Annotated in this window: 11 protein-coding genes and 1 pseudogene; 2 read left to right on the top strand and 10 right to left on the bottom strand. The window is 59.0% G+C overall.

Annotated features, from left to right (window positions below):
* Positions 1-38: 38 nt before the first annotated feature.
* From FJ964_RS24455 to FJ964_RS24425, 7 genes are all read right to left on the bottom strand, one after another.
* Entirely contained in the window at positions 39-1256 is a 1218-nt protein-coding gene (locus FJ964_RS24455; RefSeq protein WP_140552773.1) for a glycosyltransferase family 4 protein, read from the bottom strand.
* 6 nt (positions 1257-1262) lie between these two features.
* Positions 1263-3194, bottom strand: coding sequence for a sulfate adenylyltransferase subunit CysN (gene cysN, locus FJ964_RS24450; RefSeq protein WP_140552772.1), 1932 nt, complete (start codon positions 3192-3194; stop codon positions 1263-1265).
* Positions 3194-4204, bottom strand: a complete 1011-nt coding sequence (gene cysD / locus FJ964_RS24445) for a sulfate adenylyltransferase subunit CysD (protein WP_224713188.1) — start codon at positions 4202-4204, stop codon at positions 3194-3196. Before cysD ends, cysN begins: the two co-directional genes overlap by 1 nt.
* Positions 4205-5701, bottom strand: a complete 1497-nt coding sequence (locus FJ964_RS24440) for a lipopolysaccharide biosynthesis protein (RefSeq protein ID WP_246676219.1) — start codon at positions 5699-5701, stop codon at positions 4205-4207. It abuts the gene before it with no gap.
* 196 nt (positions 5702-5897) lie between these two features.
* A complete protein-coding gene (locus tag FJ964_RS31815) occupies positions 5898-7718 on the bottom strand; it encodes a sugar transferase (RefSeq protein WP_140552771.1) in 1821 nt (606 codons plus the stop codon).
* Positions 7719-8089: 371 nt separating this feature from the next.
* A complete protein-coding gene (locus FJ964_RS24430; RefSeq protein WP_140552770.1) occupies positions 8090-9193 on the bottom strand; it encodes a glycosyltransferase family 4 protein in 1104 nt (367 codons plus the stop codon).
* 17 nt (positions 9194-9210) lie between these two features.
* A complete protein-coding gene (locus FJ964_RS24425; protein ID WP_140552769.1) occupies positions 9211-10194 on the bottom strand; it encodes a sulfotransferase domain-containing protein in 984 nt (327 codons plus the stop codon).
* Between the two features lie 319 nt (positions 10195-10513).
* Here FJ964_RS24425 and FJ964_RS24420 point away from each other — a divergent pair, with 319 nt between their 5' ends.
* Positions 10514-11527 (top strand): formyltransferase family protein, encoded by a 1014-nt coding sequence (locus FJ964_RS24420; RefSeq protein ID WP_224713190.1) that lies wholly within the window; start codon positions 10514-10516, stop codon positions 11525-11527.
* 57 nt (positions 11528-11584) lie between these two features.
* Here the strand turns inward: FJ964_RS24420 and FJ964_RS24415 are convergent, their stop codons facing one another.
* The 3 genes from FJ964_RS24415 to FJ964_RS24405 all read right to left on the bottom strand — a co-directional run bounded on the left by FJ964_RS24415 (position 11585) and on the right by FJ964_RS24405 (position 15247).
* Positions 11585-12613, bottom strand: a complete 1029-nt coding sequence (locus tag FJ964_RS24415; RefSeq protein WP_140552768.1) for an NAD-dependent epimerase/dehydratase family protein — start codon at positions 12611-12613, stop codon at positions 11585-11587.
* Positions 12610-13959 carry a UDP-glucose/GDP-mannose dehydrogenase family protein gene (locus FJ964_RS24410; RefSeq protein WP_140552767.1) on the bottom strand — a complete coding sequence of 450 codons (1350 nt, stop codon included), beginning with the start codon at positions 13957-13959 and terminating at the stop codon, positions 12610-12612. Before FJ964_RS24410 ends, FJ964_RS24415 begins: the two co-directional genes overlap by 4 nt.
* 532 nt (positions 13960-14491) lie before the next feature.
* A complete protein-coding gene (locus FJ964_RS24405; RefSeq protein WP_210243387.1) occupies positions 14492-15247 on the bottom strand; it encodes a hypothetical protein in 756 nt (251 codons plus the stop codon).
* Positions 15248-15778: 531 nt separating this feature from the next.
* Here FJ964_RS24405 and FJ964_RS24400 point away from each other — a divergent pair.
* Positions 15779-16155: pseudogene (locus tag FJ964_RS24400) on the top strand (molybdate ABC transporter permease subunit); the annotation flags it as partial.

The following is a 16155-nucleotide window of genomic DNA, read 5'->3' as shown; positions in this document are numbered from 1 at the left end:
AAGGAAATCGATGTGCTCTACCCGCATTGTGAAACCCTTTAACCGCCGATTTCGCTGGTTAGGTCGGTCGCCAAGCCGGCCTTGCGGGAGCAAAGCGCCCTGTCATAGATCTTCATGACATTTTCGACATGGCGGTGCGTGCTGTAGGAGAAGAAGGCGTGGTCTCGGGCTGCATCGCTGATCCGGGCCCAGAGCGGCGGATTGGACAACAACCGCGATAGCGGCTCCATGAAGGCCCCGGCGTCTTCCGGTGTGACCAGAAATCCGGTCCGCTCGTTCTCGATGGCTTCCGGATTGCCGCCATGATCGGTTGCAACCACCGGCGTCCCAAGGAACATCGCCTCGATAAGGGTTCGGCCGAAGGGCTCTCCCATGGCGGGAACGACCAGAACATCCGTTGCCGCGAGGAAAGGTTCGATCGGGTTGCGAAAACCCATGAAGCGCACCGTTTGGCCGAGCCCGCGCTCGGCGCAGCGCACGCGGGCGGCAGCTTCAAGATCTTGCGAGCCCGCGGGAGAATTCCCGAACACGCAGCCGACGACTGGGATTTGCGGATGCTCCCGCACGAAACGATCAAGGATATCGATGAAGAGGAGCGGCCGCTTTCGTTCGATCAGCCCGCCGATGAAGCTCAGGACGCGTGTTCCCGGTGCAAGGCCTAGCTCGTCCAGAAGTGCAGCCTTGGCCGCGATCCTGTCAGGCACAGTCGACGGATGGTCGAAGGGACTATGGATGACGCTGAGCCGTCCCTTGAGGGATCTGATCGGATGCCGCGGTCGCGAAAATCGCGACACTGTCACCATGCGATGCGCGATGAGCGGCGCAAGCACGTTGGCGCCTTTGGCGTCGGGGTCGCCGCGATGATGCCAAACCAGCCGGACACCTGACAGCCTCGCCGCAATGCCCCAATTCACATGCGTCCTGCCGTCATTGGTGTGAACGATATCGAACTTCTGCTCCTTGATGAAACGCCGCATGCGCGGGAGCGTACTGGTCAGATAGGTCATGACATCGCCGGGAATTGTTCCCTTTCCAGGCGAAGTCGTCGGCAGCGGGAAACCCATGAAGGGCTGGCCTTCCATTTGCAGAAAGGCCGCCAGAGGCCCGGCCGTTTCCTGAAGCACCAGAATCGGAACGACCTTCGATGTATCGAGATTCTGGATGAGCTTGAGCGCCGAGATGTGGCTTCCACCGACATCATCACCGATAAATGGAAAGCAAACCCGTACCGGCCCCTGGCTAGCTCCTCCAACCATCGCCTGTTACCCGGTCGCAGTTCCGAGGTAGCCGCCTCGTTCAAGGTAGCTGACGATCGCTTCCGCGGCCCCCTCGGCGCTCAGATCCGGCGTTACCGTGATCTGTGGCGCTTCTGGGCGTTCATAGGGACTGCCGATGCCGGTGAAATTCTGGATCAGCCCGTTTCGGGCGCGTCGATAAAGGCCCTTCGGGTCGCGGCTTTCGGCGACCTCCAATGGTGTATCGATGAAGATCTCGATAAACTGCCCTGGGCCGAAGAGGTCGCGCGCCATCCGCCGTTCCGCCTGGAACGGCGAAATGAATGAAGTAAGCGCTATCAGTCCGGCATCGACCATCAGCTTGGCGGCCTCGGCCACGCGTCGAATGTTCTCCACGCGATCAGCATCGGTAAAGCCGAGATCTCGGTTCAAGCCATGGCGAACATTGTCGCCATCAAGCAGGTAGGTGTGCTTGCCCAGCGCATGGAGGCGCTTCTCCACGAGATTCGCGATCGTCGATTTTCCGGAGCCCGACAGGCCTGTGAACCACAGCACCACGGGCTTTTGACCTTTGGCGATCGCCCGCGCATTCATGTCGACATCCAGTGCCTGCCAATGGACGTTGTTCGCCCTGCGCAGACTGAAGTCGATCATTCCGGCACCGACCGTGTGGTTGTTGATCCGGTCGATGACGATGAACGCACCGGTTTCGTGCACGCTGGAAAAGGGGTCGAAGGCGAGCGGCGCCTGCGTCGTCAAGTTGACAAAGCCGACGTCGTTCTTCTCGAGGGTTTTTGCTGCCAGTTTTGCAAAATTATTGATGTCAACCCGGTGTTTTATCTGCGTGACGCTCGCACCCACCACGCTGGTGGCGAGTTTGATCAGATACGGGCGGCCGGGGATCAATGGATCCTCGTGCATCCAGAGCAGATGGGCCGCAAACTGATCTGACACTTCCGGGCGCTCCGCCGCCCCCGCCAGGACGTCGCCGCGGGACACGTCGATCTCATCCTCGAGCGTCAGCGTGACAGCCTCGCCCGCCGCTGCCTCCGACAGGTCTCCGTCCTGGGTGACGATGCGCTTGACCAAGCTTGTCACGCCGGAGCGTGCCACGACCACACGGTCTCCCGGCCGGATCACGCCGGCGGCGACGGTGCCGGCAAACCCGCGAAAGTCGAGGTTCGGACGATTGACCCATTGCACCGGCATCCGGAAAGGCGCGCTACGGCGGTCTCGTTCCACCTCGACGGTTTCCAGATGCTCGATGAGCGTCGGGCCCCGGTACCAGGGCAGGTTCTCGCCTTTCGAAAGAACATTGTCGCCATAACGCGCCGACAGCGGGATGGCCTCCAGAGAAACGAAGCCAAGCGGTTCCGCGAAGCTTCGATAGGTCGCCTCGATCTCCTCGAATGCCGTTTGCGAATAGTCGACCAGGTCGATTTTGTTGACCGCAAGGACGACATGCCGGATTCCGAGCAGCGAAACGATGAAGGAATGTCGGCGTGTCTGGGTCAGAATGCCCTGCCGCGCATCGACAAGAATGATCGCCAGGTCGGCATTGGATGCGCCGGTAGCCATGTTGCGGGTGTATTGCTCATGGCCGGGCGTGTCGGCGACTATGAATTTGCGCCGCTCCGTGGCGAAGAAACGATAGGCCACGTCGATCGTGATACCCTGTTCGCGCTCGCTGGCGAGACCGTCGACCAGAAGGGCGAAGTCGAGATCGCCGCCGGTTGTGCCGTGGCGTTGGGAATCGCGGGTAAGTGTGGCAAGCTGGTCTTCCATCAGCAGCTTCGTGTCGTAGAGCAGCCTGCCGATCAGCGTCGACTTGCCGTCATCCACGCTGCCGCATGTCAAAAATCGCAGCAGGCTCTTCTTCTCGTGAACAGCAAGATATTGCGAAGTGATCTCGTCTATCGAGGAAGATTCGAGTTCCGCGGTTTGAGCAAAACCCAGCATCAGAAGTACCCCTCGCGCTTTTTCTTTTCCATCGATGTTGCTTCGTCATGGTCGATCAGCCGGCCCGATCGTTCGGAGGTCCTCACGACAAGCATTTCCTGGAGCACTTCGGGAACAGACGCGGCAGTGCTTTCGGTGGCCGCGGTGAGGGGATAGCAGCCAAGCGTGCGGAAGCGGACCGAGCGCATTTCGGGGGATTCGCCTGGGCGAAGCGGCAGACGGTCGTCGTCCACCATGATCAACTGTCCGTCGCGCTCCACCACCGGGCGCTTGGCCGCGAAATACAGCGAGACGATGGGGATGTTCTCCCTCATGATGTATTGCCATATATCGATTTCGGTCCAGTTCGATAGAGGAAAGACCCGGACCGACTCCCCTGGTTTCAGCCGGCCGTTGTAGAGGTTCCATAGTTCCGGGCGCTGGTTCTTTGGATCCCAGCCGTGGCTATCGCTGCGCAGCGAAAACACCCGTTCTTTCGCGCGGCTCTTTTCCTCGTCGCGCCGCGCGCCGCCGAAAGCGGCGTCGAAGCCGAGCGAGGTCAGTGCCGATTTCAGCGCCTCCGTCTTCATGATCTGCGTGTAGGTCGACGAGCCGTGTGTGAATGGCGTGATCCCTTCGGCCAGGCCGGCCTCGTTGCGACGCACCAGCAGCTTCACACCGAGCCGCGCGACAGTCTCGTCGCGGAAACGGATCATTTCTTTGAATTTCCACGTCGTATCGATGTGGAGGAGGGGGAACGGCAGCTGCGACGGATAGAAGGCCTTCATCGCGAGATGGAGCATCACTGCCGAGTCCTTGCCCACCGAATACAACATCACCGGGTTGCGCAGTTCGGCGACGACCTCGCGAATGATATGGATTGATTCAGCCTCGAGTCGTTGCAGATGGGTGAGCAACGAAGGTGAGGAAGGCGAGCGCCGCTGCGCTGCAGGCAAAGTGACCAGGGCTTGAGGTGCCGGGGCTCGAGATGCAAGAGCTTGAGGTGCAAGAGCTTGAGGTGCAAGAGACATCTAGATCGCCTTTGAAGGGGCAAGACTTGCTTGGTTGAGAGCGTCCGCCGGCGGGGTTTGCCGGTCGGGGTGATGGGCGGTCTTGAGTGCCTGTCGCAACGAAAGCGCCAGACCGAAGGCCCACAGAATGCCCAGGACGATATGGGCAATATTGCCGCCCATCGCGCCGATCCGCGGGATGAGCAGGAGGGCCGTTACGTGGAAGGCGGCTGTCGCAACGACAACAATGCGCAACACCTCACGTTGCCGGCCCATGGCAAGCAGCGCCGAGCGGGCGGCTGAGCCCGAAAGCACGAACGTGACAGCCACCATCTGCACGATGACTAGGCTGGCTGCGCCTATGAACTCCGGTCCCGCGGTCCAGGCGAGCAGCGGCCGGATGAGCACCGCCACGACCAGGACGCAAATGACGCCAAAGCAGAGCAGCATGGCTTCGGTCTGAAAGATCACCCGCTTGAATTCCTCGATGCTGCCTTTTGCCCAAAGGCGGGCGACATCGGGATAGAGAACGTTTTGCACCTGCGGCCCTACTTGCTGGCCGACGCGGCCTATGCGCTTGGCGATCTGGTACAAGCCAGCCGAGGCCGGGTCGGCTAGCCATCCGACCAGCAGTGTATCGAGCTCTTGCGCGCTCGCGCGCAAAGTGAGTGAAATGTTCGACGACCACGCGAAATCCCAGATGCCAGGGAAGCGGCGTGTGATGCCGGCCAAAGGCGCGCCCAGGACATTGTGGACACCCTGCCTGTGTAGCGCGCGCATGGTCAGCGTCAGGAGCGCCAGGGAGCCGAGGATCTGCGTTCCGGCCCAAACCGCTGTGAAATAAGCGAGATCGCCATTGATCAGCACGCCGAGCAGACACAGCAATACGCGCAGAACGGCGTTGAGCAACTGCCCATAGGCGAGGAGGCGGAAGTTGCCGGCCATGCGTTGGACAGCCACGGGGACGCCGGAAATCTGAAACAGCAGAACGCTGGAGTAGAGAACAAGAAGATGCACGATTTGCGTCGACCAACCGAAAACCGGCGCAATGAGAAGGGCCGCGCCAATGGCGACGACCCAGGCGCAGACAGCGGCGCCGACATCGATAAGCAGGCCGAACTTCATGAGGACGCGCAAATTCTCGTGGCCCTCGGACGCGTTCATGCCGGCTGCGTATTTGATAATTGGCTGCCACGACTGGAAGCTGACAACGCGCTCGACGACCCTTGTGAACGCGATGATCAATGCAAGCTCACCATAGTTCGTCACGCCAAGCGCTCGTGCTGAAAGCGTAAAGGCTACAAGCGCCAGCAATGAGCCAAGAAAATTGCCGGTCAGAAGGTGTGCGATATTGGCCAGGCGCGTGCGGCCCGCACTCTTGCGCCTGGCAGCTTGCAGCACCCGTCGAGCCAGTCTTCCGATCATCGCAACCGTAGCCAAAGTCGCCCCGCTCATTCTTGATCGGCAATACGCGTCCCTTGGTCGTTCTCTGGGATTGTTTCTGCCGATGACATCCATCATCGGCAGAAACCAGAAAGCCGCCACGACCAAGTTTGGTCCTGTCGCAACCCCAATAAGCTAGCACCTGATCGCCGCTACGACCGATGGCCTACCCCATTAGCGGTAGCGGCTTCATGGCCGGTTTATCGCTAAACATGTACGGCGCGAAAAAGTAGAACTATAAGAGATGCCGAACTAATAAAGAGAAATCCCCCTAAATATTTGGCTTTGTAACTTTTAAAAAAAGCAAACGGCTCCATATCTTATTAATCTCCTCGGGATGAAGCACAACATATATGGTGCGCCTCTTTCGCTGTTGGTCGAGGACTGCTCTAAGGTTGGATCCGGTAAGAGATATGCCGAAATCCGACGGGCCCGAATAGGCCTGGCCGAGCATGCGATCCAGCATCAACTCTCCCAAGGCCGGAGTGTAACGCGCAGAGCTCCAGTACCACCGCATCGTCTGATGACGATCGCCCGGATCCGGAATGTCTTCCATCGTAACGGAGTTATAGCCGCTAAAATCCCACAGTTTCACTTCAGATGTGGCTGTCTTGGATGCATTGACCTGACTTACAGTATACGTCAGATCCACACGCCATCGGTCGTAAACCGGGAGTAGCCCCATGGCCCTGAGTGCTTCCATCTGACGAGCATGTATCGGTGAAATGAAGAGCGTGACGTCTACTCCAGCGGCGGTGAGACGATCCAGCAGGTCGTGCAACAGGCCGATTCTGGTGCGGTCATAATCGAAGCTGCCGGGAGACGAAAACTCCGCCATCAACCGATTCAGCCTCTGGTCGGACACCTGTCTGTAGCTGTAATTGTGCGCCAACATGATCTGGTGAAAACCGTCTTCCTTGTCGGTCTCCCGAAATCCAATGCTGTTGGCGTGCACCGTCCGCAAAGCGTCGATAAAGCTTTCGGGGGAGAACAAGGACCGCGCATAAACGATAGGCATTGGAACCCCGGCAAAGCCGGACTCCGGAAAATCTTGGGTTTCCGTTCGGTCCGCCTCAAACATGGAGAAATCGAGATTGACGATCATCCGGCGGGGTGCGCCATGAGCCAAGGCGAACATGCCAATGTCGTAGAGTTCGGCCATGCTCGCATGCGGAACCGCGGCATTGTAGGCCTTCAGCCTAGCTAGGTTCGGTCCGGCGGGATCAAGCCCGACGCGCGCCCGCGAGCCGCCGAGGATCAAAGTGTCGTAGTCGGTGAGCCATAGACGTAGTGAGCGCTCGGCTGTCGTACCGATCGAAAGGCGATGTGTCTTTTCGGCATTGAAATCAGGAATCCCAAGATGGTGGTTGATCCCATATGGATCGACAACAAAAACGAAAGCGGCAGTCCCAAGCTCTAGCAGAATACCGATGGCTGCAACCCTTGCAGCGAACCGTGGCAGGCGCGATCCAGATGTCCTCAACGGCCCGCCCGACTGCGAAACCTGCGAGCCCATGAACTCGGGCATGGTGGCGTGTCCCGCGGCGCTGATCCCCTCTCGGGTGAAGATCTTGTAAAAGGTCAGGCAGAGAATTTTCAGGTCAAGTGCGAAGGTCCGGTGATCGACATACCAGACGTCCAGGACGAAGCGGTTCTCCCAATCAAGTGCGTTGCGGCCGTTCACCTGCGCCAAACCTGTGATGCCGGGAATGACTTGGTGACGACGCGCCTGCTCAGGGCTATAGCGGGGGAGATACTCCATCAAGAGTGGACGAGGCCCGACGAGGCTCATCTCACCCCGCAATACGTTGATCAATTCGGGCAGCTCATCAAGGCTGCTTGCGCGCAGAAAGCTGCCGAAGCCAGTTAGCCTGTCAGCATCGGGAAGCAGCCGGCCATGATGATCCCGACGATCGGTCATCGTTCTGAACTTGATTATCTTGAATGGTTTTCCGTGCAGGCCGGGACGTTCCTGGCGGAAAAAAACAGGACGCCCAAGAAACAGCGCGACTCCTATTGAAAGCACCGCGATGAAGGGCGACATCAGCAGCAGAAGGCAGGCGGCACCGAGCAGGTCGAACGTGCGTTTCATGAGCGATGCTCCTTTCATCAGCATGCCTGCCGCGGCTCGCTGATACGCCCTCTGGCCAACCGCAAGGCTTCGTAGTGATCAAAAGCCAGGCCACGCCGCGGGACACAATCTCGAAAGTCTGGATGTAGCCTTGTGTCTTGAGGCCGATCCCAGCCAGGGACGATGTGCGGGCATTGCCTTGCCCCGCGCGACAGGTCGCCGCTTTTAGTTATATTGGCTGTAAAGTACGCTTATCAAAGATCATCTCCGGATGAACATCAGGATATGTGCGCCGGATTTGAAACGCTCGAGGTGTTCTTGTCCGGCATTGGATATTTTTCATTCGCAGATCGCGAACCTGAACAACTGAGTTCGTGATCGATTGCCTTCACTCAGAATTTCGTCAAAGCGGAGTCCCATTTTTCCGCAATCTGCTGCATTGAGAACCGATCGATCGTTTTCCGGGCCGATCTACCCATTTTGTGGCGAAGAGCATTATCTCGCATCAGGCATGCCATCGCAGATGCCAACTCGGCAACATCGTCGACTGGTACCAGCAGACCCGAAACGCCTGGTTCGACGATTTCGGATGGACCGAAATCACAGTCCGTTGCGACGACGGGCAGGCCGGCCGCCATCGCCTCGATCAGCACGTTGGGAAAGCCTTCGTAGCGTGACGGCAGGACAAAGAGGGAAGCGTCGCGTGCCCATTCGCCCGGACGCTCGGTAATGCCGGCAAGCTTTACCCTGTCCTCTAAATCAAACGCATTGATCTGACGTTGAAGAAGAACCCGATCAGGTCCCTCGCCGAAGATCGTCAATGCCCATGCCGGAAATTCGGTGGCGATTTTAGCAAAGGCCTTTATCAGCGTGTCGAAGCCTTTCTGTTCCACCAGGCGTCCGACGGCGACCAGGCGAAACATTTCATTGTCGTGGTCTTTGTAGGCATCGGTCGCTTCGCAGGGATTTCCGATGACCTCGCAAGGATTTCCGATAACGTGGGCCTTTTTTCTGAGCGTATCTGGAAGCGTCTTGACAATCGCATCAGTCTGCATGACCAGCCGATCCGCCTGCCGAAGTACAATTCCAGAAACGAGCCGCCAGGCGGCGTGTTTCTTCTGCGCTTTGGGATTGTTCCTTTCCGAGATAATAACCCGGATGCCAAGATTCTTCGCCGCCAGCAGGCAGAGAATATTAATCTTTGTTAGAAACGAAACGATCAGAGTGGGCTGAAGCTGCTTGAATTCCGCGCGCAACATGGCCACGCGCCGCAAGCTGCGGACAAATCCGAGTTTCGAAAGCCGCGAAGCCCCATCCTCTACAAGTCTGTGGACGGTGACCTTCGGGTGCAGGGCAAAATAGCTCTTATCTTGCTCTCCCACGAAAGCAAATAGATGGACTTCATCTCCGCGCCTGCATCGATCTGCTGCGAGCAGACTGACGACGCGCTCCGTCCCTCCCGCACCCAGGCCCGCCTGCACAATCGCAAGTCGCATTTACTCCCCTCTTAACGTCAAGACGTCGATGGATTATTTCCATACTTCTCGGCAATCTCCGCCAAGTTGCTGCATGGATTGGTGGAAAGGGATTCGATGACAGGAAGATCTCTCTTGATCGTCTCGCCTTGGCCGTGTTCATCCGTGGTTTGGCGGCGAAGTTCATACCAGCCGCAAACGAACCGCGTTCCGCCACGGCGAAGCAGTTCCATCGCGGCTGGAGTTAGCCAGTCGATGCAGGTCTGCTCAATGAGTTCGGCTTGCGCATCACTAAGATAGTCGGCAAAGCCGCCGACCTTGCCGAGACGAGCATGCTGGCTTTCGCCATCGTGCGCCGCTAGGCCGCCCGCCATCTCATGCTCACGCATTACGTCGAAACGCGAAGCGTCGATAGAATCCTGAAGCGCGCGCACGGACGGTGTGTGGCCGAGAAATCTCAGGATACGCGTGCAGGCACCCATAGGATCTTCAGTCAGTTCCCCATAGCCCAATACTGCACTCACGTGATGCTTCAGACCTCTACCCCAATCATTCAGATATACTATCAGAGCCGGCAGGCCTTGTTCGCGATCGGCAATGAACGCGTCCATGGTGCCTTCGAAGCAGTGTTTGTGACGTGTGGCATCGAAATAAGCTGACACGATTACGTCGCGCGGATCTCGGGTCATGAAGATGATGGGTCGATTGAGAAAAAGCGAGCGTCTGTAGGAGAGGTGCGAAACCAGGACGAGCGGCACGCGATGGCGCTCATCTGTGTAACGAAAAGCCGGAATGCCCCTTGTCGGATCGAGATCGAAATCCGGAAGAACCTCGAACATTGGCGAAAGATCGCCATTCTCGCCGTTGGCGTGGCGACTGAAGTATTCCGAAAGTATATGTCTAAGCTGGGTTGCTCCGGATTTGGGGTAGGAGACAAGAAACGCGTCTGCGCCCGACGCAGCCCAGGTCATCCTGATCCGGGCGTCGATCTTATGCAATGTCAGACGGGTGGTCGTCAGCATGGTGACAGGTCTTCAGTCCTTGGGGATCGTAGCGCAGCATGTATGACGTCGCAGTCGACGGATGCGATGGGCGGGCTGCCGGCCATGGCCTTGAGCGGTACCGCGCAATCTTCGTAGCGGGACGAAAGCACAAATGCGTCGGCGTCCAGAAAGCAGGATCGCCATGCGTGGAAGATCAGATCCGCCCTTCCCGACTGTAGCGGCGCTGCGATCCAGAAATGCCAAGCCGGCGAAGCTGTCCATCGCGTATTCCAATCCCGCTGTCGCAATCCCTAAATACCCAGCTTTCTTTGAAGGGACGAGTTGCACATAGGGATGCATGGCCGGCTGCCGTTTACCTCTAAAGGAGGACTTGGGCGCAGAAACGAAGCAGACAATAGAAGAGATCTGTGTCCATCTATCGCTCACGCCGGTGAGTTGGAGCCTTGAATTCATGCGCATAGCCTTTGTCGGTGCGGTGGAGGGATCTCGGGTCGCATTCGATGCCCTTGTCGAAGCTGGCATGACGCCATCGCTGCTTGTCACCCTTGCGGCCGAAGCTTCCAAACGCCATTCCGATTTCGTCGATCTAGCGGGGCCGGCACGTGTGGCTGGGGCCGCGGTCCACCTGACCAGGGACATCAATGCGCCGGACACGATCGAGAGGCTCGAAGCCGAGCGGCCCGATTTGACGATGGTGATCGGCTGGTCGCAGATCTGCCGCAGCGAATTTCGCTCGGTCGCCCGGTTTGGCTCGATCGGCTTTCATCCGGCGCCGTTACCGCGCTTTCGGGGCAGGGCGGTGATTCCCTGGACGATCATTGCGAATGAAAAGGAGACGGGCTCGACTTTCTTCCGGCTCGACGAGGGTGTCGACAGTGGCCCTATCGTCCTCCAGAAGCTTTTTGCCGTGGCACCGGACGAGACCGCGCGCTCGCTCTACGACAAGCACAAGCAGGCCCTGTTCGAGATGACGCCGCTTGTCGTTTCGGCGATAAGTCGTGACAAGGCCGTGGGCGTCACGCAAGACGAATCCCTTGCCAGCTATTGCGCAAAGCGCACCGCCGATGACGGGATGATCGACTGGAGCGATGCCGCCGAGAATGTCCTTCGTTTTGTCCGCGCCGTCGGCGATCCCTATCCGGGCGCCTTCACTTTCACTGCCGGTGCCAAGATCGTGATCGAGAAGGCGCGCATGTTTGCCCTGCCTGGGCGCCATATCGGGCTGACCGGCCAGGTCCAAACTCATACCGACAGCGGCTTTACAGTGCTTTGTGGAGACGGAGCCGCCATTGAGGTGACATCCTGGCATGGCGAGAGGCCCAGGATACACGCCAAGCTGGCCTCGGCATGACCAACCTGTGTCGGGCCAAGGAGTTAGGCGCGTGCACTGATCACAGGTCTGCGCGCTTCAGGCGGCTATTGTCGGCCGCGACGGCCGTTCTTCCAGATACCAGCGTACGAAGGCGGTCACCCCGTCCTCGACGCTGGTGCAAGGGCGAAAGCCGGTAAGGGCCTCCAGCAGGCGGGGGTCGGCATAGGTTGCCCGCATGTCGCCAGCCTGCATCGGCAACATCTTGCGGATGGCGCGTTTGCCCAGGCACTTCTCGATCGTCTCGATGAAAGGCAGCAGCCCGACAGGCTCGCCGCCGCCTATGTTGACGACACGCCACGGCGCGACGGGTGACAGCGTGTCGACGACGCCGGGAGCGGACGCCGCGCGACCTGTCGCCGGCGTGCATTCGACGAGCCGGACGATGGCTTCGACGAGATCGTCGATATAGGTGAAATCACGCTTCATCAGGCCTTCGCCATACACTTCGATCGGACGGCCGTTCTCGATCGCGTCGACAAATTTGAAGAGCGCCATGTCGGGCCGGCCCCAGGGGCCATATACGGTGAAGAAGCGGAAGCAGGTGGTCGGCGTCCCGAAGATATGTGAATAGGAGTGCGCCATCGCCTCCATCGCCTTCTTCGTGGCCGCATAGAAGGTCAACGGGCAATCAGCCTTGTCGGTTTCGACGAATGGCATCTTGTCGTTCGCTCCATAGGCCGAGCTCGTGGACGCAAGGAGCAAATGCCGGGGCTTGAGATCACGCGCAAGCTCAAGCAGGTTGAACGAGCCGACAAGATTGCTGTCCGTGTAACTTCGCGGATTGTCGATTGAGTAGCGGACACCCGCCTGCGCGGCCAGATGCACGATCACATCGGGCCGGGCGGAGTCCGCGGCGCGGCGAAGGGCATCCAGGTCTTCCAGTTGGCCGATATGGGCGCGAAAGGCGTCGTATCTTTGAAGCAGGGCGTGTCGGGACTGCTTCAGGACGATGTCATAGTATGGCGTCATCCCGTCGAAGCCGGTGACGCGATGACCGTCCTCGAGCAGCCGGCGCGCCAGGTGAAAACCGATGAATCCTGCGGTGCCGGTGATCAGATACCTCATTCCGCGGCCGCGGCGAAAACTGCCTTGTCTGCGACCGCTCCCTCACCGATATTCACGTACTCGAAGCCGTGCTTGGAAATCTCTTCCCGCCGGTAGATGTTGCGCAGGTCGACCACCACCCGTTTCGACATCGTGCGGGACAGTCGTTCAAAATCCAGGGCGCGGAACTGATTCCACTCGGTCACGATGACCAGCGCGTCGGCGCCCTCGGCGCATTCATAGGCGCCTTCGGCATAGCTTACGCTTGTGCCGAGCACGATTTTCGCCTGATCCATGCCTTCGGGGTCATACACTCGGACATGTGCTCCAAAATCGATCAAGGCCTGGATGATCGAGAGGGAAGGCGCTTCACGGACATCATCGGTGTTGGGTTTGAAGGTAAGACCCAGCAAGGCCACCGTCTTTGCGCGGACATCGCCGCCGCAGGCAAATACGATCTTGCGCGCCATGGTGCGTTTTCGCTGGTCGTTCACGGCAACCGTCGTTTCGATCAGGCGCAATGGCGCGCCGCTGTCCTGCGCCGTCTTGACCAAAGCCAGCGTGTCTTTTGGAAAACAGGATCCTCCATAGCCCGGGCCGGCGTGCAGGAACTTTGAGCCGATGCGATTGTCGAGCCCGATGCCCCGCGCTACCTCGCGCACGTTCGCGCCCACGCTCTCGCAGAGATCCGCGATCTCGTTGATGAACGTGATCTTGAGCGCCAGGAAGGCGTTGGCCGCATATTTGATCAGCTCGGACGTGCGGCGGCCGGTAAACAGGATTGGCGCCTGGTTGAGATAAAGCGGCCGATACACCTCCGCCATCACCTCCCGGCCACGCGCGTCCGACGGCAGGCCGATAACGATCCGGTCTGGTCGTTTGAAGTCGTCGATCGCGGCTCCTTCGCGCAGGAATTCCGGGTTGGAGACGACCGCCACGTCGGCCAGGGGATTGCATTGGCGAATGATGCGTTCCACCTCATCCCCCGTGCCCACCGGCACCGTGGATTTGATTGCCACCACGGTGAACCCGTGAACAGCGGCCGCGATTTCCCGGGCCGCTTCGTAGACATAGGACAGATCGGCATGGCCGTCGCCTCGCCTCGAAGGCGTCCCGACGGCAATGAACACCACGTCCGCATCGGCGACTGCCGCTGCAAGCGTGCTGGTGAAGGTGAGCTGGCCGCTCGCGCAATTCTTGTCGACGAGGTCGTCGAGACCTGGCTCATAGATCGGCATTCTTCCGGCCTGGAGATCGGCAATCTTGGCCTCCGCCTTATCGACGCAGACGACTTGATGGCCGAAATCAGCCAGGCAAGCGCCCGATACAAGACCCACGTAACCCGAACCAACAATCGCGATGCGCATGTAACCGCCACTCTGATGATGAAAACTGACGCGATTAAGCCAGCAGCGGCCAAGAAAATGGAGTGCGCAATCGGATAAGACATTACCACTTCCGAGACCTGGTATAGGCCCGGACGGTCGTCTGGCGCAGTTTGACAACGCTAAGTGCTGATGGCCATTGCAAATGGACGAGACGAGATGATCTGGCGCGTAGCCACGCTCGGCTGCAAGCCGGCTGACGGCGCTTCATTGGCGCGTCGATTGCTTGAGTTCATTTTCCGTCAAAATTCCGGTCGGCGGCCGTTCGGTCTTTTGCCATGCTCTTAGAGGTAGCTCTCGCTTCAACTTGCCGTCCGGGAGCCGAGCCAGGAAATTGCCCTCGAACAGCCTCGCCTGAGCTTGATAGATCTTCGTCCGGGTGAGGCTGCGCGCTGGAGTGTTCTGCCGTGACGAACAACGCTAGGCAGAGCACGCCGAGGCCGGCAGGGCGATTTTCCGGTCCATGCAATGGAATTGTTGCCGGCTGCGCGTGGTCGCATTTGCCGGCGAACATTCAAAGAATGTAGCTGAGGGCCTCGCTTTCCGTCGCACTGTCAGCCGCGGAGACAGGCTTGGCGAAGAGGAAGGCACCATCTCGCGAGAACAGATCCGCCGGCATCATCTGGAACTCGCGCTGCGAATGCGGGACATCCAATTCACGATCGACAATATGCCAGAGGCTGTTGAAGAACGACCCGTCGGCTTGTCTCATGCTTTCCCCCCGAAGCGGCTTTCTCGATGAGAAAACCGTTGCTGGATTGGCCCACATGTCGGCAATGGCGATATCGTAATAGCCGGGATGCCCGGCATTGGGTTTGATAATCGCGAAGGGCGTGTTCTTTTCCGGCCAGCCTATGCGGCCCACGGTCAGGCACTCTTCCGGCTCGGGCAATCTTGCCTCCACAAGATAGGCCAGTGCCGCATCGATGCCCCCGATTTCCGAAACGACACACGATGTCAGTCCCGCGCGGGCAAGCTGCATCAGCTTTCGAGCCTCCTGTTCATCCATATCGGCCCATCTCAGGAAAGCCATCCATTGCTGGTGCAGGCAGTCGTCCTTGGCCTGGCAAAGAAGTCGTCCTGCCTCCAAAGCGGATTCGACCCTCCTCCTGTCCGCCTCCGCGAAGGCTTCTCGCGCAGGGCGAATTCGGCCGGCTATTTCCATCAGGTCATTTGAGATGTTTTTCATATCCTCCTCCCCAGGCGGATTTCTAATCTGACTTATGCGCTCCATGATGCGTTGGTTTTGTATTGCGTAGAATGCCTCCACGGGAACGCGTGAGATATCTTAGTGACGTGGCCAACCTATTCTTTTGAGCAAGGGTCCCACTTCCGACCGTCGGCCGACCCGCGCGATAGTGTTCGCTACTACTTGCTGCCATAGCTTCGCTTTCGTCATTGTCGGCGTCGCCTGGTCCACACGACGACGTCTGCAAATTCTGTCGTCCGATCCGCCGAACGCCATCTGCCGGGCGGTATGCGCGCGATGGATGCTCGGGACCCAACACTGGTCGCGACATGCAAGGCTTGTCCCCCGGGTTTAATTTTTCGACGACTGAAGAATACGCGTACCCTATCATTTCGGTGATGGTGCTCATCCAACCAGATCTGGAGACCTGCGCAGTAAGGAGTAGTCAGAAGAGCTGGAGAAAGCCCGAATGACCGAGAAGAAAGAAAATCCACACGCCTTTGGGCGAATGGAAGTAGGCGCCGTATCTTTCAACGAACTTGCACGCCCAAGGCTCTTGAAGTCATAGCGGAGGGCAATCTGGCTTGAACGAGTGGGGCGATCCAGAACTCCATGACAGCAGTGGCCATCACAGCACCCGCTCGGGCGGGTTGGCGGTTTCGACAGCCGAGCGTCATTCCGGGTTTCGGATTGACGCTCGGCTTCTCGCTTGCCTACCTGACCCTCATCATCCTCATTCCGCTGTCGGGGCTGATCTGGCGCTCCGCAGCGCTCGGCTGGACCGATTTCTGGGCGATCGCCACCGACCGGCGCACCGTCAACGCGCTCCGCATCAGCTTCGGCACCGCCTTTGTCGCGGCCGCCGTCAATGTCGTCTTCGGCACGCTGGTCGCCTGGGTGCTGGTGCGCTACCGCTTTCCCGGCCGCCGCATCGTCGATGCCATGGTCGACCTGCCCTTCGCGCTGCCGACGGCGGTGGCCGGCATCGC

Source organism: Mesorhizobium sp. B2-3-2 (genome assembly GCF_006442295.1).
GTDB lineage: Bacteria > Pseudomonadota > Alphaproteobacteria > Rhizobiales > Rhizobiaceae > Mesorhizobium.
The sequence above is the reverse complement of the archived record's forward strand: the minus strand, read 5'-3'. Positions and strand labels throughout refer to the sequence as shown.